Here is a 19,856-nt window from a genome sequence, read left to right as displayed (position 1 = left end):
ACGTGTAGGACCGGGCCCGCCGGGTACGGTCCCGCCATGACCCGCAAGCAGGAACGCCCGCCCGTCGTCCTGGACCAGGTGTCCAAGGCCATCGTCGAGCAGCTGCAGCAGGACGGTCGTCGCTCCTACGCCGCCATCGGCAAGGTCGTGGGGCTCTCCGAGGCGGCGGTCCGCCAGCGCGTCCAGCGCCTCGTCGAGGGCGGGGTGATGCAGGTGGTGGCGGTGACCGACCCCCTCCAGCTGGGCTTCGCCCGCCAGGCCATGATCGGCGTCAGCGTCCACGGCCCCCTCGAGTCGGTGGCCGACGCGCTCGCCGAGCTCGACGAGGTCGACTACGTCGTCGTCACCGCCGGCCGCTACGACCTGCTGGTCGAGGTGGTCTGCGAGACCGACGAGCACCTGCTGGAGCTGATCTCCTCCAAGATCCGCTCGCTGGAGGGCGTGGTCTCGACCGAGACCTTCATGTACCTCAAGCTGCGCAAGCAGACCTACTCGTGGGGTGTGCGCTGAGCCCGTACGCCGGCCTGTCGCTCTGGCACGCCGCCGCCGGCGGGTCCTGGGCGCCGCGCCCCCGGCTGGACGGCGACACCGAGGCCGACGTCGCGATCGTGGGCGCGGGCTTCACCGGCCTGTGGACCGCCTACTACCTCGCCGAGGCAGACCCGACGCTGCGGGTCGTGGTGCTCGAGAGCGAGGTCGCCGGCTTCGGCGCCTCCGGGCGCAACGGCGGCTGGTGCTCGGCGCTGTTCCCCGCCTCGCTCGGCTCGCTGAGCCGGCTCGCGGGGCGCGACGCGGCGCTCGCCCAGCACGCCGCGATGCGGGCCACGGTCGACGAGGTCGTGCGCGTGGCCGCGGACGAGGGCATCGACGCCGACGTCGCCCGGGGCGGCACGATCACGCTGGCGCGCACCCGTCCGCAGTGGGACCGGGCCCGCGCCGAGGTGGCCGCCGCCCGCACCTGGGGGCGAGGCGAGGACGACCTGGCCCTGTGGGACGCCGGCACCGCGAGCCGCCGGCTCCGCGCCACGCGCGTGCACGGTGCGACGTACACGCCGGACTGCGCGGTCATCCACCCGGCCAAGCTGGTGCGCGGCCTCGCCGAGGCCTGCGAGCGACGCGGCGTGACGATCCACGAGGGCACCCGGGTCACCGCGATCGAGCCCGGGCGGGCGGTGACCGCACACGGCACGGTGCGCGCGCGGCACGTCGTCCGCGCGACCGAGGGCTTCACGGCGCTGCTGCCCGGCTCGGCGCGGGCCGTCGCTCCGGTCTACTCGCTGATGATCGCCACCGAGCCGCTGCCCGAGGCGGTGTGGGACCGGATCGGGCTGCGGGAGCGGGAGACCTTCACCGACCACCGGCACCTGGTCATCTACGGCCAGCGCACCGCCGACGGCCGGCTGGCGTTCGGCGGGCGCGGTGCGCCGTACCACCTGGGCTCCCGGGTGCGCCCGGAGTTCGACCGGGTGCCGCGGGTCCACGCCGCGCTCCTCGACACCCTGCTCGACCTGTTCCCGGTGCTGCGCGGCACGACGGTCACGCACGCGTGGGGCGGGCCGCTGGGGATCCCTCGCGACTGGTGCGCGTCGGTGGGCGTGGACCCCGCGACCGGGCTCGCCTGGGCGGGCGGCTACGTCGGGGACGGGGTCGGCACGTCCAACCTGGCCGGGCGCACGCTGCGCGACCTGCTCCTGCGCCGCGACACCGCGCTCACCCGGCTGCCGTGGGTGGGGCACCGCTCCCGCGCCTGGGAGCCGGAGCCGCTGCGCTGGCTGGGCATCAACGCCGGCCTGCGCGCGATGACCCTGGCCGACGGCGAGGAGCGGCTGACCGGGCGCCCCAGCGTCATCGCCCGGGCCGTCGCGCCCCTGCTGGGCTAAATCGGTTGCCCGCAGGGGCCTCGCCCCGCCACCCTGGTGCTGCCCGGCGACCGTGCCGGTGCCCGTTCGAGAGGAGAGCCGACATGTCCACGACTGTCCTCGGCCTGTCCGCAGACCACTCCCCCTCGACGCATCGGAGCACCGCCACCCATGTCCACCCAGGACGGCTTCACCCCTGACCCCTCGTTCGTCATCGACTTCACGGCCTACGACGACCTCGACGACCCCGGCAAGCGCTGGTCCACCTGGCTCTCGGTCGAGCCGCTGTGCCGTGGCCCGGAGCCCCGCCCCGACTGGCTGGTGACCTCGCAGGGCGCGGTCGACACCGACCTCGGCATCCTCAAGACCGGCAAGGAGGCCGACGTCTTCCTCCTGGAGCGCGCCGACCCCCACGAGCCCGAGCGCGCCGTCGTCATGGCGGCCAAGCGCTACCGCGGCGAGGAGCACCGCTCCTTCCACCGCTCCACGGCCTACCGGGAGGGCCGGCGCATGCGCAACACCCGCGACGCCCGCGCGCTGGCCCGCAAGAGCGCCCACGGCCGCGCGGTCGCGGCCGGCCAGTGGGCGTGGGCGGAGTGGGAGGCGCTGGTGCGCTTCCACGGCCTCGGCGTCCCGGTCCCCTACCCGGTGCAGATCGACGGGACGGAGATCCTCATGGAGTGGGTCACCGTCGACGGCGAGACCGCGCCGCGGCTGGCCCAGACCCGGCCCGAGCCGGACCTGCTGGCGTCCTACTACGACCAGCTGCGCGACGCGCTCGCGCTGATGGCGCAGCAGGGCGTGGTGCACGGCGACCTGTCGCCGTACAACATCCTGGCGGCGGGTGACCGGCTGGTCGTGATCGACCTGCCGCAGGTGGTGGACCTGGTCGCCAACCCGGCCGGCATGGACTTCCTGCTGCGCGACTGCACCAACGTCTGCGCGTGGTTCCGCGCGCGGGGGCTGGCCGTCGACGAGCAGGACCTCTTCGGGGAGCTGATGGCGCACGCGTTCTGAGCCGTCCGGCCGGATAGGTTCGTGACGTGAAGCGCACCCGGGGCCGTGGCGTCCAGATCGAGTCCCTCGACGACCTCGACCGGCGCCTGGCGCGGGGCGCGCAGCGACTGTCCGGCTGGCGGCTGCACGCACTGGACCTGACCGGGCGCGCTCCCGCGCTGCTCGAGCGGCGGCTGACGGGGGCGACGTTCCTGGGGTGCACGTTCGCCCCGGGCGACGCGGCGCGCGTCGAGGCGGCCGGAGCGCTCGTCCTGCCCACGATCAGCGGGGTCCCGGTCGACGTCTACCGCGGCCGGCTCTACGACGCCGACGAGCTCTACGACGCCACGCCCTACGCCGCCAGCACCGACGCCCGCGCCTACGCGTGGTCGCAGCAGGACGCCGGTGCGGACGACACCCTCGCCCGCGCGCTGCACGACCACGCGGTCGACGAGGCGCTGACGACCTGGACGCGGGGCCGCTCGCTGGTGGGCGTGATGGGCGGGCACGCGCTCGTGCGCGGCGAGCAGACCTACGCCGACGCCGCCCGGCTCGGCGCCGGCCTGGGCCGCACCCACGTCGTCGCCACCGGCGGCGGCCCGGGCGCGATGGAGGCCGCCAACCTCGGCGCCCGCCTGGCGCGCCGGACGGCCGACGAGCTGGCCGAGGCCCTCGAGGTGCTGGCCGGGGCACCGTCGTACCACCCGTCGGTCGACGCCTGGGTGGAGACGGCCCGCGAGGTGCGCGCCCGGTTCGACGAGCCCACGGAGAGCCTGAGCATCCCCACCTGGCACTACGGCCACGAGCCGGCCAACCTGTTCGCCACGGCGATCGCGAAGTACTTCCGCAACTCGACCCGCGAGGCGATCCTGCTCGAGGTGTGCGACGCGGGCATCGTCTTCCTCCCCGGGGCCGCGGGGACCGCCCAGGAGGTGTTCCAGGACGCCTGCGAGAACTACTACGCCGACGAGAGCTCGGTGGCGCCCATGGTCCTGGTGGGCGTGCGGCACTGGACCGAGACCGTCCCCGCCTGGCCGCTCCTCGAGCGCCTGGCCCTCGGCCGCCCCATGGAGGGCCACGTCCACCTGGTCGACTCCGTCGACGAGGCCGTCGCCCTGGTGCAGGCCTAGGTCCTCAGCCGGCGAGGGCCGCGCCGGAGCGCTCCGCGACGACCTGTCGGTAGTGCCGCACCAGCGCCGCGTTGACCGACGGCCAGGAGCGGTCGCCCACGCTGCGCCGGGCGGCCAGCCCCATGGTGTGCCGCAGCAGCCGGTGGCCGACGAGTCGGTCGACGTACCACGCCATGGCCCGGCCGTCGCCAGGCTGGTAGAGGAAGCCGGAGACGCCGTCGGCGACCACGTCGACCGGGCCGCCCGAGCGGGGCGCCACCACCGGCACCCCCGACGCCAGGGCCTCCTGGGCCGACTGGCAGTAGGTCTCGTGACGGCCGGTGTGGACGAAGACGTCCAGCGAGGCGTGCGCGCGGCTCAGCTCGTCGCCGTGGAGCACCCCGAGGAAGGCGGCGCCGGGCAGGAGGGCGCGCAGCCGCTGCTCCTCGGGCCCGCCGCCGACGACCACCAGCCGAAGCCGGGGGTCGTCGGCCAGGTGGGTCAGCAGGTGGAGCTCCTTTTCGGCGGCGAGGCGGCCGACGTAGCCCACGAGGAGCCGGCCGTCGGGGGCCAGCTCGCGGCGCAGGCCGGCGTCGCGGTGGACCGGGTGGAACGCCTGGAGGTCCACGCCGCGCGGCCACAGGGCCGTGCGCGGCACGCCCAGGTCGCGCAGCTGCGCGAGGCTGGCGGTGGACGGCGCCAAGGTGCGGTCGACGCGCACGTGGACGCGCCGGGTCAGGGCGGCCATGGCCCGCGCCCCGCCGGGGACGTCGTAGCGCTCGGCGAAACCGACCAGGTCGGTCTGGTAGACCGCGACCGTGGGAATGCCCAGGTCGGCGGCGGCCTTCGCGGCCTGGTGACCCAGCGCGGCCGGCGACGCGAGGTGCACCACGTCGGGGCGCACGTCGGCCATCACCGCGCGCAGCCGCCGCCGGGTGTCGAGGCCGATGCGGAAGTCGGGGTAGAGCCGCAGGTGGGTGCCGCGGGCGTGGCGCACCGGGAAGCCTGCGTACGTCGCCGGGCCGGTCGGCGCCACCAGCGCGGCGTCGTGGCCCTCGGCGGCCAGGTGCTCCAGGACGCGCCGCACCGAGTTGGTGACGCCGTTGACCTGGGGCAGGAACGACTCGGACACCACGAGGACGCGCAGCCGGTCCTCGGTGGGGGGCAGCTGCACCAGCTCGGCCATGGCGCCGACGCTAGGCACGACGGCGCAACGGCGGCCCCGGTCCACCCGGCGGGGAGGTGAACACCGGCCGTCGCAACTTTCTCAGATTCGCCGGGATCCGGACCAAACCGCTGCTGCGTCGGCACCGAAGGCCTCTGCGAGGGGTGCGGCCGGAGCAGGCCGCACCTCTCGCCGGGGCCACCGGCTCCGGCTCGTCCACTCGATCAGCAGGCACTCACCACAGGGAGCAGATCATGAGGAAGCTCAACCGCGCCGCCGCCGGACTCGTCGCCAGCGTCGCCGCCCTGGCCACCAGCGCGACGATGCTCGCCACGCCCTCCGAGGCGGCCCCGGCCGCGCAGGGCAACCGCAGCCTGGCCAAGGTCCTGGCCGCCGACGGGACCCGCTTCGACAAGAAGTGGGGTGACTTCGACATCACCGAGGCCGCCGTCCTGGCCGTCCTGAAGGCCAAGCCCGACAGCCCGGTCGCCCTGCTCACCCAGGGCCGCAAGCGCGCCACCGCGTTCCTCCCCACCGACCGCGCCTTCCGCCGGCTCGTCGGCGACCTCACCGGCACGAAGCCGCGCACCGAGCGGGCGACGTTCAAGGCAGTGGCCGGCCTGGGGGTCGACACGATCGAGACCGTCCTGCTCTACCACGTGGTGCCGGGGCGCACGCTGGGCGCCAAGAAGGTCGTCGCCGCCGACGGCATGGACGTCAAGACCGCTGCCGGCGTGACGTTCAAGGTCGTGGTCAGGCGTGGGCAGGTGATCCTGGTCGACCAGGACAAGAACGACCGGAACGCCCGTGCCATCCCGGCGCTGCTCAACCTCAACAAGGGCAACAAGCAGGTCGCCCACGGCATCGACCAGGTGCTGCGCCCGGCCGACCTCTGACCGGGACCCATGGGGCGGCGGCGGACACCTCTCCGCCGTCGCCCTGATCGGGACTCGTCTGTCCCTCAGACCTCGACGGCGGCCAGCTGCCCGCAGGCTCCGTCGATCTCGCTGCCGCGCGTGTCGCGCACGGTGGTGGGGATGCCCTTGGCCTCCAGGCGCCGCACGAACTCCCGCTCGTCGGCGGGGTCGGAGGCGGTCCACTTGGAGCCGGGGGTCGGGTTGAGAGGGATCAGGTTGACGTGCACCCAGCCCCAGTCGCCGTAGGAGTTGAGGACGTCGCCCAGCAGGTCGGCGCGGAACGCCTGGTCGTTGATGCCGCGCATCATGGCGTACTCGATCGAGACGCGGCGCTTGGTGACCCGGGCGTAGTTCCACGCGGCCTCGACCGTCTCGGCGACGGAGTAGCGGGTGTTGATCGGGACCAGCTCGTTGCGCAGCTCGTCGTCGGGGGCGTGCAGGCTCAGCGCGAGGGTGACCGGGATGCCCTCCTCGGTGAGCTGGTTGATGCGCGGCACCAGGCCCACGGTGGAGACGGTGATGCCGCGCGCGGACATGCCGAGCCCGTCGGGCGAGGGGTCCACCAGGCGGCGCACGGCGCCGATGACGGCCTTGTAGTTGGCCAGGGGCTCGCCCATGCCCATGAACACCACGTTGGACACGCGGCCGGGTCCGCCCGGGACCTCGTCGCGTGCCAGCGAGCGCGCACCGGCCACGACCTGCTCGACGATCTCGGCGGTCGACATGTTGCGCTGCAGTCCGCCCTGGCCGGTGGCGCAGAACGGGCAGGCCATGCCGCAGCCGGCCTGGCTGGACACGCACATCGTGACGCGGCCGGGGTAGCGCATCAGCACCGACTCGACGAGCGCGCCGTCGAAGAGGCGCCAGAGCGTCTTGCGGGTGGTGCCCTTGTCGGCCTCCATCGTGCGCAGCGGCGTCATCAGCGTCGGCAGGAGCGCCTCGACCAGGTCGGCGCGCTGGCCGGCGGGGAGGTCGGTCATCTGCTCGGGGTCGTCGACCAGGCGCGAGAAGTAGTGGGTGGAGAGCTGCTTGGCACGGAAGCCGGGCAGCCCCTTCTCCTCGAGCAGCGCCTTGCGCTCGGCGCCCGTGAGGTCGGCGAGGTGGCGCGGGGGCTTCTTGCGCCCGCGGGGCTCGTCGAAGACGAGAGGAAGGGTCTTGATCGGCTCGGACATCAGGTCACCAGTGTCCCACTGGGGCGGGGACCCGGCGAAAACCTCGACGAGGGGGTCAGCCCTCGAGGCTGACGAGCAGCCACAGGACCAGCGCCGCCACGCCGCCCACCACCAGCAGCGTGGTGAGGATCCCGACGACCATGTAGCGACCGAAGCGCCGCGTGCGGGGGGCCACGAGCAGGCCGATGGGCACCGCCAGGGTGAGCACCACGAAGGGGAACAGGTCCTCGGCGGTGCCGGTGTCGAAGACCGCGCTGAGGATCGCGGCGAAGATCCCGGGCACCACGATGATGAAGGCCAGACCGGTGAAGAAGCCCGACAGCGCCGTGAACGTCGGGTGGTCGCGGTGCCACCAGCTGGGCGCGGCGCCCGGCTCGTCGTCGGCGTCGGTGTCCGCTCCGTCGGGGTGCTCGGCGTCCACCCGGTCCTCGGGAGGCGGCTCGACGGGCTCGCGCGGGTCGTCGAGGGGGTGCCGGCCGCTCATGCGGAGCCTTCCAGTCCGGTGATGATCGCGGCGCAGGCGCCGGCCAGGGAGATGGTGGACACGGCCACGCCGATGATGAGCCCGACGCCCCACATCCGGGTCTGCCGGAAGAACAGCATGGGCACGGGGAACAGCACCGGCACCAGCGCCGCGAGCAGGAAGAACGTCGTGCCCGACATGTCCTCGTCGTCGCCCAGGGTGCCGGCCACCACGATGACGACCAGGATCAGCAGGGCGACGCCGGCGAACAGCCCGATCGCGGCGCCCGACAGCACCTGCGCCCACACCGCGATGCCTCCGGGCGGACGCGGCGGCAGCTGCTGCCCGGGACCCCACGGCCCCGGGGGTCCCCACTGACCGGGCGGCGTACCGCCGTAGTGGGGGCCGTCGCCGGGGGGCGGCGGCGGGGGCTCCTGGCTCACCGTCTCACTCTAGGGCGGGAGCGCGGCGAAACCTGGTCACCACACCCACCACCCGAGCGCGATCCCGGTGCCGCCCGCAGCCGCGACCACCGCGAGGTAGACGAGCACCAGCCGGGTGTCGCCGAGCTTGCAGCGCGAGCGCAGCAGCCCGCCACGGCGTGCCTGCCAGTAGCCGACGAAGCCCACCACGGCGAACACCACGACGGCCGCCGGACCCAGGAGCCAGCCGAGCAGCGCGACGGTGGCGAAGACGCACAGCCGCAGCGGGTCGTACGGCGACTCGTGGCCGGAGTGCTGGTCCACCCGCTGGGGCTCGACCAGGCGCGGGTCACGGCTCACGTGCGACCGCCCGTGGCGGTCGAGATGCGGGTGCGGCTGAGCGGGGCCCAGGCCTGGACGGCGCAGAACGGCGCGCACTGGTGGCCGCCGGTGTCCTCGTTGACCGTGGCGACGTGGACGCAGCACTGCGTCAGGCGCTCCTCGATCATCGTGTCCATGTCCATGAACGGCTTGACCGTCACGCGCAGGACCCGCTCCCCCAGCATCCGCCGGAGCCGCTGGTGCTGGCCGGGCAGCTTGCTCGAGGCGAGGGCCGTGAGGGTGCCGATGCCGATGTCGCAGTTCTGGCAGATGTCGCGCCAGATGGTGCTCATCGACGGGTGCGACAGCGACGACTGCTCGGAGAGCAGGTCGAGCAGCGAGCCCTTGACGATCTGCCGCATGGCGTCGGGGATGGTGTCGTCGGCGATCCGGTTGGCGAGCAGGTCGGGCTCGAGGTCGAGCCACTCCTTGAGCCTGTCGTGGCCGATGAGCGCGGTGAGCGAGCGCCAGGACCCGGAGTCGTCGCGCATGAGGTAGCCCACCGAGCAGCAGTGCGGGTGCGAGCACGGCAGCGCGGTGAGGTCGCGCCAGGTGACCACGCCGTTGGTCTGGGCCTCGAGCCGCGCCAGCACCCCGGTGTGGGTGAGCCGCTCCATCGGGTCGATCGCGCCCGAGCGGCCGCTGCCGAAGACCGGCTGGATGGTCACGCCGCCGACGTAGGGCGTGTCGAGCGCGCGCTTGAGCACGAAGCCGATCTCGTCGTCGTTGACGCCCAGCGCGGCGGTCATCGTCAGCGTGGTGAAGATGCCGGCGCCCGAGAGCCGCTCGATGGCGCGCTCCTTGAAGCGGCGGATGTCGGCGCCGCGGTGGTACGTCGACGCCTCGGCCGACCCACCGTCGTACTGGAGGTAGACCTCGACCCGCTCGCGGTGCTGGGTCAGCAGCGCCAGCAGGGCGTCGTCCTGGGCGACCATCAGGCCGTTGGTGTTGATCAGGATCCGCACGACCGGCCGCGCCACGACGGCCTCGAGCAGCTCGGCGAGCTGAGGGTAGAGGGTCGGCTCCCCGCCGGAGAGCATCAGCACGTCGATGCGGCCGTTCTCGCGCGAGAGCCGCGCGTCGATCGAGGCCAGCACCTGCTCGAGCGGCGCCACGGAGGCGAGCGCCGGCGACGACTCCGCGAAGCAGGTCGGGCACTTGAGGTTGCAGTGGTCGAGCAGGTCCTCGAGCAGGATGCAGGTGTGCTGGGTCTGCATCTCCGGCAGCCCGTCCTCGTAGGCCGAGGGCACCGGCTTGAAGTTGCCGCGCAGGTCGGGCTCGTGGACCTTGGTCGGGGCGGTCCACTCCTCGAGGTAGCGCAGGATCTCGGGCGACTCGTCGTACATCGTGCGGACCAGGCCGTGGTCGGGGCAGCCGCGCTCGAGCCAGATGCGGTCGTCGCGCTCGACCAGCCACCCGGACAGCCGGCGCACGTCGGCGAGCGCGCGGTCGGGCTTCTCCTCGTGGCACAGCGGGCAGAAGGCGTTGACGTAGCGGTGGATCCGGTCGCCGCGCAGCGGCATGCCGGGACCTCGGGTGACGCTGACCGGGGTGCTCACGTGCGGACCTGCTCTCGGGGGGCGGGGCGGAGGGCGTCGCGGTAGGCACCGCGACGGACCTGGAGGGCGATGCGGAGCAGGACCAGCGGGATGGTCACCAGCAGGAACAGCTGGGGGCGGGTCAGGCCCTCCCAGGCGACGTCGTTGCCGCGGACGAGCTCGACGAGGAAGCGGAAGACGCCGTAGGCGCCGATGTACCAGACGAACGACTCCCCCGGGGGCAGCGAGCGGTGGCGCAGCCAGCACCACAGCAGCACGAACGCCACCAGGTGGAAGACGATCTCGTAGACGAAGGAGGGGTGCAGGCCGACGCCGGCCGGGGCGCCGGTCCGCTCGGCGGCCGCGGCGTCGAGCGTGATGCCCCAGCCGCCCGCGGTGGGGGTGCCGGGCGCCTCGGTGAGCAGGCACCCGATGCGGCCCACCGCCATGCCGAGGGCGACCGCGGGGGCGAACAGGTCGCCCGTGCGGACGCGGTAGCCGACGGCGCGCTTGGCGACGTGGACGCCGAGCCACGCGCCCACCAGCCCGCCGAGGATCGAGCGGTTGCCGTAGAGCCACTGCTCGGCGAGCGAGGCGTTCTCGCGCAGGTCGACGTGCTGCATCCAGGTGCCGAGCCGCATGAACACCGCGCCTCCGACGACCGCGCCGAGGATGACGAAGGCGAGCCGCTCGTCGGTCTGGCCGCGACGTCGGGCCTCGACGGCGAAGACGGCGCCCGCGACGATGACGCCCAGCAGCACGAAGAGCTCGTGCGTCGGGAGGGGCCCGAGGGTGGGGTACATCCTCAGAGGCTCCCGAAGGCGCCGGGCGCGAAGAGCGAGGCGCACACGCCGGCCCCGGCGATGAAGCCGATCGAGATGCCCATCAGGAAGCCGGCGCCGACCTGGCGCGTGCGGGGCCGCACCAGGAGCACGATGCCCACGACGACGGGCAGTGCCGCCAGCACCACGCCCAGCACGGCCGGCACGCCGGAGTCGTTGCCGTAGGCCACGCCGAACCCCAGGATCAACGAGACGGCGATCCAGGCCCAGCACACCAGCGCGCCGAGGACGAGCCCCAACGCGATCAGGCCTCCGCGCAGCTGCCCCGGCTCGGTCATGGGGTCAGCATGTCACCTCGTCAGTCGTTGCGACGCGCGATCGAGGTGTTGAGGGCGGTCGCGAACCCGCACCAGGCCGGGTACGGCGCGAGCGCGGCGCCCAACGACGGATCGGCCCTGCCGACCCGACCGGCTAACGCGGCCGAGTGCACGGCCAGCAGCCCGCACCACGCGGCCGCCAGCAGGGGCCGGCGCCCGCGCCAGAACAGCACGCTCCAGCCGGTGTTGAGCACCAGGTTGGTGGCGAGCACCCAGCGCAGGCGCGTGGCCTCGTCGTCTCGGCCCTCCTGCTCCAGGACGGTCAGCGCGGCCGCCGTCGTGACCGCGATGTCGGCGTAGAGCGGGGTCCACACGAGCGGGAAGGCGATGCTGGGCGGGTCCCACGGGGGCTTCTCGAGGCCGCGGTACCAGCGGGTGTCGGGGGCCGTCGCGGCGGCGCCGAGGCCGGCGCTCGTGACGGCGGCTGCGGCCGTAGCTGCGAGGTTGCGCAGTCCGGCACGGCTGCGCAGGGACTGCCAGGGCGACGTGCGACTCATGCCCCCAGCATGGCACCGGGCACCGCGATCACGTCCGGCATCGCCAGGGCCGCCCACCGGTCCAGGTCCGGCTCGGCCGCGGTCAGCGCGGCGGCCACCACGGTCCAGGCGGTGCCGTGCCCCACGAGCACGACGTCCTCCCCGCGGTGGACGTCGAGGATGCGTCGTACGGCGGGCAGGACGCGGTCGCGGCAGGCGGCCAGCGGCTCCCACCCGGGGTGCGCCGACAGGTCGGGCTCGGCGAACGCGCGGCGTACGACGGCGTCGAAGTCGTCCATCCACTCGCTGCTCGCGCGGACGTGCTCGCGCAGGTCGTCGAGGATGCCGACGTCGCCCTCGGTGAGCAGCTGGGCGGTGCCGACCGCCTTGGGCTCCGGGGAGCAGAACCACGCCGCCTGCTCGGGCAGCCGGCCCGACTCGCGCAGCGACCAGACGTCGTCGAAGCCGGCCGGGTCCAGCTCCCACTCGGCGGCCGGGCGGTCACGCTCGACGAGGGGGCGGCCGTGGCGGACCAGGAAGAGCGTCACGTGAAGACGAGGTAGTGCAGCAGCAGCCAGATCGGGGCGATCGTGGCGAGCAGCGAGTCGAGCCGGTCCATCAGGCCGCCGTGGCCGGGGATGACCTGGCTCATGTCCTTGATGCCGAGGTCGCGCTTGATGACCGACTCGCACAGGTCGCCCAGCGTCGCCATCACCGCGACGATCACGCCGAGGCAGGCGCCCACCCACCAGTCGCCGTCGAGGAGGTGGACGACCAGGACGATGCCGGCGCCGACCGTGGCCAGCACCGAGCCGGCGAAGCCCTCCCAGGACTTCTTCGGCGAGATGACCGGGGCCATGGGGTGCTTGCCGAAGAGCACGCCGGCGATGTAGCCGCCGGTGTCGGAGCACACCGTGATCAGGATGAAGGTGATGATGCCCGCGACGCCGTCGTCGTCGAGCCCGGCTCCGCTGAGACCGCCCTCGGAGAGCAGGAGCGCCACGAACGAGCCGAGGAACGGCACGTAGACGAGGGTGAACACCGAGGCGCTGGCGTTCTGGACGTAGCCGTCGATGCCGCGGCGCAGGAGCCACAGCATCGTGACCAGCGCGGTCACGGCGGTCGCGGTGACCAGCGCGGGGGCGCCGTACAGGTAGGCCACGACGACCATCACGGCCCCGCCGACCATGAGCGGCTCCTCGGGGAGGTCGATCCCCTTGGCCGACAAGCCGCGGCGCAGCTCCCAGATCGCCACCACGACGGCGACGACCACGATCACCATGAACGCGGGCTTCCAGAAGAACAGGGAGGCCGCGATCGCGCCCAGCAGCACCACGGCGGAGCCCACCGCGGCCTTCAGGTCACGCCCGGCGCGGCCGTGGTCCTTCTGCGGCGGCGCGGGCGTGGGCGAGGTGGAGGTCATGGAGTGGGGTGCGGGGTCCTCAGACCTCGAGCAGCTCGGCTTCCTTGTTCTTGAGCATCTCGTCGATCGCGTCGGTGTGCTTCTTGGTGGCGCCGTCGAGCCGCTTCTCCGCCCCGGTGACGTCGTCCTTGCCGACCTCGCCGTCCTTCTCGAGCTTCTCGAGGTTCTGCTTGGCGGTGCGTCGCAGGTTGCGGATCGCGACCCGGCCGTCCTCGGCCTTGGCCTTGGCGATCTTGATGTACTCCTTGCGGCGCTCCTCGGTGAGCTCGGGGAACACGCAGCGCAGCAGCTTGCCGTCGTTGGACGGGTTGACGCCGAGGTCGGAGTCGCGGATCGCGCGCTCGATGGCGGGCATCGCGCCGATGTCGAAGGGCTGGACCAGGATGATCCGCGCCTCGGGGGCGGTGAACGACGCCAGCTGCTGCAGCGGGGTCTGGGTGCCGTAGTAGTCCACGGTGATCTTGCTGAACATGCTGGGCTGCGCGCGGCCTGCCCGGATCGCGGCGAACTCCTCCCGGGTGGCCTCGACGGACTTGTCCATCTTCGAGTCTGCCTCGTTGAGGATGTCGTTGATCACTGGTGCTCCCTAGCTGGTGGGTAGATGGCGCGCGGCGGCTCAGTCGCGCGAGACCGTGGTGCCGATCTTCTCACCGCTGACGGCGCGGCCGATGGTGCCCGGCGTGGAGAGGTTGAAGAAGACCATGTCGAGGTTGTTGTCGCGCGCGAGGCTCACCGAGGTGGCGTCGGCGACCTTGAGGCCGCGCGCCAGGAACTCGTCGTACGTGAGGGTGTCGAACTTGACCGCCGCGGGGTTCTGGTGGGGGTCGGAGTCGTAGACGCCGTCCACGCCCTGCTTGCCCATGAGGATGACCTCGCAGCGGGTCTCGAGCGCGCGCTGGGCGGCCACGGTGTCGGTGGAGAAGAACGGCATGCCGGCGCCGGCGCCGAAGATCACGACGCGGCCCTTCTCGAGGTGGCGGATCGCGCGGCGCGGGATGTAGGGCTCGGCGACCTGGCCCATGGTGATGGCGGTCTGGACCCGGGTCTCGACGCCGTGCTGCTCGATGAGGTCCTGCAGGGCCAGGCAGTTCATGACGGTGCCGAGCATGCCCATGTAGTCGGCGCGGGCGCGCTCCATGCCGCGCTGCTGCAGCTCGGCGCCGCGGAAGAAGTTGCCGCCGCCGACTACGATCGCGACCTGGACCCCGGAGCGGGCGACGTCCGCGATCTCCTTGGCGATGCCGTTGATGACGTCGAGGTCGAGCCCGACCTGGCCGCCGCCGAACACCTCGCCGGACAGCTTGAGGAGGACACGCTGGTAGGCGGTCACGCGGGATCCCTTCGTACGTCGTGGCTGGGAACGTGCGAGAAGGCCGGTCCGATGCTCCAGATCTGGGTCATCGAACCGGCCTCCTCGTCGAGCACGTCAGGTATGAACCTACGTGGTCAGGCGCCGACCTCGAAGCGGGCGAACCGCTTCAGGGTGGTGCCGGACTCGTCGAGGACGGTCTTGACGTTCTTCTTGTTCTCGGTCACCGACGGCTGCTCCAGGAGGACGACGTCCTTGAAGAAGCCGTTGAGGCGGCCCTCGGTGATCTTGGCGATCGCCTGCTCGGGCTTGCCCTCCTCGCGGGAGGTCGCCTCGGCGATCTCGCGCTCCTTGGCGACGACGTCCGCGGGGACCTCGTCACGGGTGAGGTACTGCGGGCGCATCGCGGCGACCTGCATGGCGGCCGCGCGGGCGGCGTCGGCGTCACCGTCGTACTCGACCAGCACGCCGACGGCGGGCGGCAGGTCGGCGGCACGCTTGTGCATGTAGACGACCGTGGGGCCCTCGAAGTAGGCCACGCGACCGAGCTCGATCTTCTCGCCGATGGAGACGGCGAGCTCGTCGACGACCTCGCCGACGGTCTTGTCGCCGAGCTGGACGGCCTTGAGGGCCTCGGCGTCGGCGGCCTTGGCAGCGTCGGCCGCGTCGGCGATCTGCTGGGCGGCCTCGACGAACTGGTCGCCCTTGGCGACGAAGTCGGTCTCGCAGCGCAGCTCGACCAGGGCACCACCGGAGGTGGCGACCAGGCCGTTGGAGGCCTCGCGCTCGGCGGCGCGCTCGGCCATCTTCTTGCCGCCCTTGATCCGGAGGATCTCGACGGCCTTGTCGAAGTCGCCGTCGGCCTCGGTGAGGGCCTTCTTGCAGTCCATCATGCCGGCGCCGGTGAGCTCACGGAGCTTCTTGACGTCGGCGGCGGAGATGTTCGCCATGTGGGTCTCCCTCGGAGAGTGGCTCGGAACGTGTCAGGGGGTGGTGCGCGACGCCGTTGCCGGCGCGGTGGCGCGTACGTCGTACGCGCCACCGCGGTCCGGAACGGTCAGGCCTTGGCCTCGTCGGTGGCCGGGTCGGCGTCCGTCACCGCGGCGGCGGTGTCGACGGACTCGGCCTCCACGACGGCGGCGTCGACGTCGGCAGCGACCTCGTCGGTCGTCGCGTCGGCGTCGCCGGCCTCGGGGACCGGGGTGGCCTCCGTGGCCGCGTCGACCGGGGCCTCGGTGGCGGCGTCCGCGACCTCGGCGGCAGCGGCGCCCTCGGAGGAGGCACCCGTCGCCTCGGAGGCCGGGGCCTCGGCGTCGGCGGCGGTCGCCTTCTCGGCGGCCTTCTCGGCGTCACCCTCGAGGAGCTCGCGCTCCCAGTCGGCCAGCGGCTCGGCCGCGCCGGGAGCGGTGCTCTCGGTCTTGGCGCCCGAGCGGGCGATGAGGCCCTCGGCGACGGCGTCGGCGACCACGCGGGTCAGCAGGCCGACCGCGCGGATGGCGTCGTCGTTGCCCGGGATCGGGAAGTCGACCAGGTCGGGGTCGCAGTTGGAGTCCAGGATGCCGATGATCGGGATCTTCAGCTTGCGGGCCTCCTCGACGGCGAGGTGCTCCTTGTTCGTGTCGACGATCCACACCGCGTTGGGGGTGCGGCTCATCTCACGGATGCCGCCGAGCGACTTGTTCAGCTTGTCGCGCTCGCGACGCATCTGCAGCAGCTCCTTCTTGGTGCGGCTGCTGCCGGCGACGTCGTCGAAGTCGACCTCGTCGAGCTCCTTGAGACGGTTGATCCGCTGGTGCACGGTCTGGAAGTTGGTGAGCATGCCGCCCAGCCACCGCTGGTTGACGTAGGGCATGCCGACGCGGGTCGCCTGCTCGGCGATCGCCTCCTGGGCCTGCTTCTTCGTGCCCACGAACATCACGGTGCCGCCGCGGGCGACGGTCTCCTTGACGAAGGCGAAGGAGCGGTCGATGTAGGCCAGCGACTGCTGCAGGTCGATGATGTAGATGCCGTTGCGCTCGGTCATGATGAAGCGCTTCATCTTGGGGTTCCAGCGACGGGTCTGGTGCCCGAAGTGGACGCCGCTCTCGAGGAGCTGGCGCATGGTGACAACTGCCATGGTGGTTCGTATCTCCTGGTGGATCAGCGCCGTGCGCACACCCTTGAGTCAGGGCGTACCGGGGCTGGCTCCGATAGTTTTCAGTTCGTCCACGACCGGCGGATGCCGCTCGTGCCTGATGCTCGCGCGCGGCCCCACCTGCTCGACCGGAGGGTCTCGCGGGACTGAGGACCGTCGCCCACGGGCGGTCGAGGCCCGGGAGCCTCGTCGTGGTCGGCGAACATGCGAATTTCGGTGCGCGGTCGAGACCGCACGCCGATGGGCCCAGACTAGTCGAGTCCCGCGGGTCCCCGCGAATCGACCGGGGCGGCCCAGGCGGGTGCGGCGGGCCACCAGTCGTCCACAGGGCGCCGCTCGAGCACGGACCCTCCACAGCCTGAGCCCCGGCTCGGGCCGACCGTCCGGGATCGGGGGCACCCTCGACGGCATGGTCTCCCTCCCCTCGATCCGGGTCCCCGGGCTCGCCGCCGTCGTCCTGGGCGTCGCGCTCTCCCTGCTGGGGGGCGGCGCGGCCTCCGGCGGGCCCGGGGACCCTCAGCCCGTCGGCGTCTGGCCGCTGCAGCCGACGCCGGAGGTCGTCGCCGGCTTCGACCCGCCGCAGGACCCCTACGGCGCCGGCCACCGCGGCGTCGACCTGGCCGGACGCGTCGGTCAGCCGGTGCGCGCCGCCCTGGCGGGCCGCGTGACCTACGCCGGCCCGCTGGCCGGCCGGGGCGTGGTCGTGGTCGGCCACGGGCCCACGCGCACGACCTACGAGCCGGTCGGCGCCGAGGTCGGCGTCGGGGACCACGTGTCCGCGGGCGAGCGGATCGGGGTCCTGCAGCTGCCCGGGTCGCACTGCTTCCCGAGCGCCTGCCTGCACTGGGGCTGGATCGAGGGCGCGACCTACCTCGACCCGCTCCTGCTGGTCGGCGGCGGACCGGTGCGGCTGCTCTCGCTCCGGGGAGCCGGGCCCGACTCCGTCCCCACGGTCACGACCACGGTGGGACGCGCCGCCGGGCCCGGCGGCGACGCCATCGTGAGGAGCCGATGATGCGCGCGCGCCTCAGGCGCGCGGGTGCGCCTGCTGGTAGGCGCGACGCAGCCGATCGGTCGTCACGTGCGTGTAGAGCTGGGTGGTCGCCAGGGACGCGTGCCCGAGCAGCTCCTGGACCGAGCGCAGGTCGGCGCCGCCCTCGAGCAGGTGGGTCGCCGCGGTGTGGCGCAGCCCGTGCGGCCCGATGTCGGGGGCGCCGGGCACCGCCGCGATCCGCTGGTGCACCAGGGTCCGCACGGCGCGGGGGTCGATCCGCCGGCCGCGCGCGCCCAGGAAGAGCGCCGCCCCCGAGCCCTCCACGAGCAGCCGGGGTCGGCCCTGGCGCTGCCAGAAGTCCAGCGCCCGCGCCGCCGGACGGCCGAACGGCACCGAGCGCTCCTTGCGACCCTTGCCGAAGACCCGCACCACGTTGCGGTCGCGGTCGACGTCGTCGAGGTCGAGGCCCACCAGCTCGCCGACGCGGATGCCGGTGGCGTAGAGCAGCTCGAGCATGGCGACGTCGCGCAGCCCGACGGCGCTGCCGTCGTCGGCGATCGCGGCGGCCGCGGCGATCAGGTCGGCAGCCTCGTCGGTGCGCAGGACCGGCGGCAGCGACTTGTGCGGCTTCGGGGAGCCGAGCGAGGCGCCGACGTCGGCCGGGGCCCGACCGGTGCGGGCCAGCCAGGCGGTGAAGACCCGCGCCGCCGTGGCTCGCCGCGCCAGCGTCGTGCGCGACAGGCCCATCGTCTGCTGCTTGGCCAGCCAGCTGCGCAGCGTGCGCAGGTCCAGCTCGTCGACGCCGGTGCAGCCCAGCCGCGTGGCGTGCTCCAGCAGGGCGGCGATGTCGGCGGAGTAGGCGCGGACGGTGTGCGTGGTGAGGTCGCGCTCGGAGACCAGGTGCCGCTCGTACTCCCCCAGGATCCGGGCCATCGGCTCCGGCAGCAGCCCGGCGTCCGGGGCGGCGTCGGGGGTCTCGGAGCTCACCGTCCCAGCGTAGGAGCGCTCGCCCGGGCCGTGCGGTCCCGCGCCGAGGGTGCGTGGCCGGGTGGGCGCCGGGTCCGGGCTTTCCGTGGGAGGGATGATGTCCGGGTGCTGACGAACTGGTCCGGTAACCACCGCTTCGCGGCCGCGCGGGTGCACCGCCCCACCACCGTGGAGGAGCTGCAGACGATCGTCGCCGGCGCCGAGCGCGTGCACGCCCTCGGCTCGCGGCACTCCTTCACCGACGTCGCGGACACCGCGGGTGACCTCGTGGTCACGGCCGACCTGCCCGAGGACATCGACATCGACGCCGAGCGCCGCCAGGTGCGCGTGGCGGGCGGGGTCACCTACGGACGGCTGGCGGCCGAGCTGCACGCCCAGGGCTGGGCGCTGGCGACCATGGCCTCGCTCCCTCACATCTCCGTCGCGGGCGCCGTCGCCACGGGCACGCACGGCTCGGGCGACCGGATCGGCTCGCTCGCGGCCGCCGTCGCGGGGCTGGACCTGGTGACCGCCGACGGCAGCCGGCACTCCGTGCGGCGCGGCGGGCCCGACTTCGAGGGCCACGTCGTCGCGCTGGGCGCCCTCGGCGTCGCGACCCACGTGACGCTGGACGTGGAGCCGACCTACGACGTGCGCCAGGACCTCTACACCGACCTGCCGTGGGACATGGCCCTCGAGCGCTTCGACGAGCTGACGGCCAGCGCGGGCAGCGTCAGCCTGTTCACCGACTGGTCCGGCGACGACGTCGCCCAGGTGTGGCTCAAGAGCCGGGACACCACGCCGCCCCCCGACCTGTTCGGCGCTCCCGCGGCGGTCGGCACGCTGCACATGCTGACGGGCGCCGACCTGGAGGCCGTCACCGACCAGGGCGGGGTCCCGGGTCCGTGGCACGAGCGGCTGCCGCACTTCCGGATGGCGTTCACCCCGAGCCGGGGCGAGGAGCTCCAGACCGAGTACCTCCTCCCCCGCTCGCGCGCCGTCGAGGCCATCGGGGCGCTGCGCTCGCTGGCCGGCCGGTTCGGCCCGCTGCTGCAGGTGAGCGAGGTGCGCACCGTCGCGGCCGACCCGCTCTGGCTCAGCGGCGCCTACGACGTCGACGCGGTCGCGCTGCACTTCACGTGGGTCCGCGACGTCCCGGGTGTCTACGCCGTCCTCCCGGCGATCGAGGAGGCGCTGCTGCCGCTGGGCGCCCGGCCCCACTGGGGCAAGTGCTTCGTGGCGGGCGCCGCCGAGCTGCGCCAGGTCTACCCGCGCTTCGACGACTTCCGGACGCTGGCCACGCGGCTGGACCCCGACGGGGTCTTCCGCAGCGACTTCCTCGCACGGACGCTCGACCTGCACTGACGGCCGGC

23 protein-coding genes are annotated in these 19,856 nt (G+C 73.4%); 7 read left to right on the top strand and 16 right to left on the bottom strand.

Annotation, left to right across the window (positions count from 1 at the left end; translation table 11 throughout):
- The first annotated feature begins 36 nt into the window (after positions 1-36).
- The 4 genes from E4622_RS03280 (at position 37) to E4622_RS03265 (ending at position 3,985) form a co-directional block, all read left to right on the top strand.
- A complete protein-coding gene (locus E4622_RS03280; RefSeq protein ID WP_134738633.1) occupies positions 37-510 on the top strand; it encodes an Lrp/AsnC family transcriptional regulator in 474 nt (157 codons plus the stop codon).
- Entirely contained in the window at positions 495-1,880 is a 1,386-nt protein-coding gene (locus tag E4622_RS03275; RefSeq protein ID WP_134738632.1) for an FAD-binding oxidoreductase, read from the top strand. The genes E4622_RS03280 and E4622_RS03275 overlap by 16 nt, the downstream gene beginning before the upstream one ends.
- A 150-nt stretch (positions 1,881-2,030) precedes the next feature.
- Positions 2,031-2,876 carry an RIO1 family regulatory kinase/ATPase gene (locus E4622_RS03270; RefSeq protein WP_134738631.1) on the top strand — a complete coding sequence of 282 codons (846 nt, stop codon included), beginning with the start codon at positions 2,031-2,033 and terminating at the stop codon, positions 2,874-2,876.
- Between the two features lie 26 nt (positions 2,877-2,902).
- Entirely contained in the window at positions 2,903-3,985 is a 1,083-nt protein-coding gene (locus tag E4622_RS03265; protein WP_134738630.1) for a Rossmann fold nucleotide-binding protein, read from the top strand.
- Positions 3,986-3,989: 4 nt separating this feature from the next.
- On the opposite strand, the gene E4622_RS03260 is transcribed toward E4622_RS03265, so the two are convergent.
- The gene (locus E4622_RS03260; protein WP_134738629.1) at positions 3,990-5,150 is read right to left on the bottom strand and encodes a glycosyltransferase family 1 protein; all 1,161 of its coding nucleotides are present in this window, start codon (positions 5,148-5,150) and stop codon (positions 3,990-3,992) included.
- Between the two features lie 233 nt (positions 5,151-5,383).
- Between E4622_RS03260 and E4622_RS03255 the strand changes: the two genes are divergently transcribed.
- The gene (locus E4622_RS03255; RefSeq protein WP_134738628.1) at positions 5,384-6,025 is read left to right on the top strand and encodes a fasciclin domain-containing protein; all 642 of its coding nucleotides are present in this window, start codon (positions 5,384-5,386) and stop codon (positions 6,023-6,025) included.
- 65 nt (positions 6,026-6,090) lie between these two features.
- On the opposite strand, the gene rlmN is transcribed toward E4622_RS03255, so the two are convergent.
- The 14 genes from rlmN to rpsB form a co-directional block, all read right to left on the bottom strand.
- The gene (gene rlmN / locus E4622_RS03250) at positions 6,091-7,218 is read right to left on the bottom strand and encodes a 23S rRNA (adenine(2503)-C(2))-methyltransferase RlmN (protein WP_134738627.1); all 1,128 of its coding nucleotides are present in this window, start codon (positions 7,216-7,218) and stop codon (positions 6,091-6,093) included.
- Positions 7,219-7,273: 55 nt separating this feature from the next.
- Positions 7,274-7,702: a hypothetical protein gene (locus E4622_RS03245; protein ID WP_245155857.1), complete on the bottom strand. Its 429-nt coding sequence runs from the start codon at positions 7,700-7,702 to the stop codon at positions 7,274-7,276.
- Complete coding sequence (locus E4622_RS03240; RefSeq protein ID WP_134738626.1) at positions 7,699-8,124, bottom strand: hypothetical protein; 426 nt, start codon at positions 8,122-8,124, stop codon at positions 7,699-7,701. The genes E4622_RS03245 and E4622_RS03240 overlap by 4 nt, the downstream gene beginning before the upstream one ends.
- Before the next feature lie 36 nt (positions 8,125-8,160).
- Positions 8,161-8,463, bottom strand: a complete 303-nt coding sequence (locus E4622_RS03235) for a hypothetical protein (protein WP_209021767.1) — start codon at positions 8,461-8,463, stop codon at positions 8,161-8,163.
- Positions 8,460-10,043 (bottom strand): radical SAM protein, encoded by a 1,584-nt coding sequence (locus E4622_RS03230; RefSeq protein WP_209021766.1) that lies wholly within the window; start codon positions 10,041-10,043, stop codon positions 8,460-8,462. Before E4622_RS03230 ends, E4622_RS03235 begins: the two co-directional genes overlap by 4 nt.
- The gene (locus E4622_RS03225) at positions 10,040-10,825 is read right to left on the bottom strand and encodes a prolipoprotein diacylglyceryl transferase family protein (RefSeq protein WP_134738625.1); all 786 of its coding nucleotides are present in this window, start codon (positions 10,823-10,825) and stop codon (positions 10,040-10,042) included. Before E4622_RS03225 ends, E4622_RS03230 begins: the two co-directional genes overlap by 4 nt.
- Before the next feature lie 2 nt (positions 10,826-10,827).
- Complete coding sequence (locus tag E4622_RS03220; protein WP_134738624.1) at positions 10,828-11,142, bottom strand: hypothetical protein; 315 nt, start codon at positions 11,140-11,142, stop codon at positions 10,828-10,830.
- A 20-nt stretch (positions 11,143-11,162) separates the two neighbouring features.
- A complete protein-coding gene (locus tag E4622_RS03215; RefSeq protein WP_134738623.1) occupies positions 11,163-11,678 on the bottom strand; it encodes a TspO/MBR family protein in 516 nt (171 codons plus the stop codon).
- Positions 11,675-12,205, bottom strand: coding sequence for a histidine phosphatase family protein (locus tag E4622_RS03210; RefSeq protein WP_167735959.1), 531 nt, complete (start codon positions 12,203-12,205; stop codon positions 11,675-11,677). The genes E4622_RS03215 and E4622_RS03210 overlap by 4 nt, the downstream gene beginning before the upstream one ends.
- Positions 12,202-13,080 carry a phosphatidate cytidylyltransferase gene (locus E4622_RS03205; RefSeq protein ID WP_134738621.1) on the bottom strand — a complete coding sequence of 293 codons (879 nt, stop codon included), beginning with the start codon at positions 13,078-13,080 and terminating at the stop codon, positions 12,202-12,204. The genes E4622_RS03210 and E4622_RS03205 overlap by 4 nt, the downstream gene beginning before the upstream one ends.
- 19 nt (positions 13,081-13,099) lie before the next feature.
- On the bottom strand, positions 13,100-13,654 hold the full coding sequence (gene frr / locus E4622_RS03200; RefSeq protein ID WP_209021809.1) for a ribosome recycling factor: 555 nt from the start codon (positions 13,652-13,654) through the stop codon (positions 13,100-13,102).
- Between the two features lie 42 nt (positions 13,655-13,696).
- On the bottom strand, positions 13,697-14,410 hold the full coding sequence (gene pyrH / locus E4622_RS03195) for a UMP kinase (protein ID WP_134738619.1): 714 nt from the start codon (positions 14,408-14,410) through the stop codon (positions 13,697-13,699).
- A 116-nt stretch (positions 14,411-14,526) separates the two neighbouring features.
- Entirely contained in the window at positions 14,527-15,339 is an 813-nt protein-coding gene (gene tsf / locus E4622_RS03190) for a translation elongation factor Ts (RefSeq protein ID WP_134738618.1), read from the bottom strand.
- Between the two features lie 107 nt (positions 15,340-15,446).
- Positions 15,447-16,505 carry a 30S ribosomal protein S2 gene (rpsB, locus tag E4622_RS03185; protein ID WP_134738617.1) on the bottom strand — a complete coding sequence of 353 codons (1,059 nt, stop codon included), beginning with the start codon at positions 16,503-16,505 and terminating at the stop codon, positions 15,447-15,449.
- A 427-nt stretch (positions 16,506-16,932) separates the two neighbouring features.
- On the opposite strand from rpsB, the gene E4622_RS03180 reads away from it, so the two are divergent.
- Complete coding sequence (locus E4622_RS03180) at positions 16,933-17,538, top strand: peptidoglycan DD-metalloendopeptidase family protein (protein WP_134738616.1); 606 nt, start codon at positions 16,933-16,935, stop codon at positions 17,536-17,538.
- Between the two features lie 12 nt (positions 17,539-17,550).
- Here the strand turns inward: E4622_RS03180 and E4622_RS03175 are convergent, their stop codons facing one another.
- Positions 17,551-18,450, bottom strand: a complete 900-nt coding sequence (locus E4622_RS03175; protein WP_134739386.1) for a tyrosine recombinase XerC — start codon at positions 18,448-18,450, stop codon at positions 17,551-17,553.
- 159 nt (positions 18,451-18,609) lie between these two features.
- Between E4622_RS03175 and E4622_RS03170 the strand changes: the two genes are divergently transcribed.
- Positions 18,610-19,848, top strand: coding sequence for an FAD-binding protein (locus E4622_RS03170; RefSeq protein ID WP_134738615.1), 1,239 nt, complete (start codon positions 18,610-18,612; stop codon positions 19,846-19,848).
- The last annotated feature ends 8 nt before the right edge of the window (positions 19,849-19,856 follow it).

This window comes from Nocardioides sp. 503, from assembly GCF_004522095.1.
Taxonomy (GTDB): Bacteria; Actinomycetota; Actinomycetes; order Propionibacteriales; family Nocardioidaceae; genus Nocardioides.
The sequence above is the reverse complement of the archived record's forward strand: the minus strand, read 5'-3'. Positions and strand labels throughout refer to the sequence as shown.

Bases quoted from the DNA above. Each gene is read 5' to 3' on its own strand.
- E4622_RS03280 (WP_134738633.1), top strand. From the start codon at position 37: ATGACCCGCAAGCAGGAACGCCCGCCCGTCGTCCTGGACCAGGTGTCC.
- E4622_RS03270 (WP_134738631.1), top strand. From the start codon at position 2,031: ATGTCCACCCAGGACGGCTTCACCCCTGACCCCTCGTTCGTCATCGAC.
- E4622_RS03260 (WP_134738629.1), bottom strand. From the start codon at position 5,150: ATGGCCGAGCTGGTGCAGCTGCCCCCCACCGAGGACCGGCTGCGCGTC.
- E4622_RS03255 (WP_134738628.1), top strand. From the start codon at position 5,384: ATGAGGAAGCTCAACCGCGCCGCCGCCGGACTCGTCGCCAGCGTCGCC.
- rlmN (WP_134738627.1), bottom strand. From the start codon at position 7,218: ATGTCCGAGCCGATCAAGACCCTTCCTCTCGTCTTCGACGAGCCCCGC.
- E4622_RS03245 (WP_245155857.1), bottom strand. From the start codon at position 7,702: ATGAGCGGCCGGCACCCCCTCGACGACCCGCGCGAGCCCGTCGAGCCG.
- E4622_RS03225 (WP_134738625.1), bottom strand. From the start codon at position 10,825: ATGTACCCCACCCTCGGGCCCCTCCCGACGCACGAGCTCTTCGTGCTG.
- E4622_RS03220 (WP_134738624.1), bottom strand. From the start codon at position 11,142: ATGACCGAGCCGGGGCAGCTGCGCGGAGGCCTGATCGCGTTGGGGCTC.
- E4622_RS03215 (WP_134738623.1), bottom strand. From the start codon at position 11,678: ATGAGTCGCACGTCGCCCTGGCAGTCCCTGCGCAGCCGTGCCGGACTG.
- E4622_RS03205 (WP_134738621.1), bottom strand. From the start codon at position 13,080: ATGACCTCCACCTCGCCCACGCCCGCGCCGCCGCAGAAGGACCACGGC.
- tsf (WP_134738618.1), bottom strand. From the start codon at position 15,339: ATGGCGAACATCTCCGCCGCCGACGTCAAGAAGCTCCGTGAGCTCACC.
- rpsB (WP_134738617.1), bottom strand. From the start codon at position 16,505: ATGGCAGTTGTCACCATGCGCCAGCTCCTCGAGAGCGGCGTCCACTTC.
- E4622_RS03180 (WP_134738616.1), top strand. From the start codon at position 16,933: ATGGTCTCCCTCCCCTCGATCCGGGTCCCCGGGCTCGCCGCCGTCGTC.
- E4622_RS03175 (WP_134739386.1), bottom strand. From the start codon at position 18,450: ATGGCCCGGATCCTGGGGGAGTACGAGCGGCACCTGGTCTCCGAGCGC.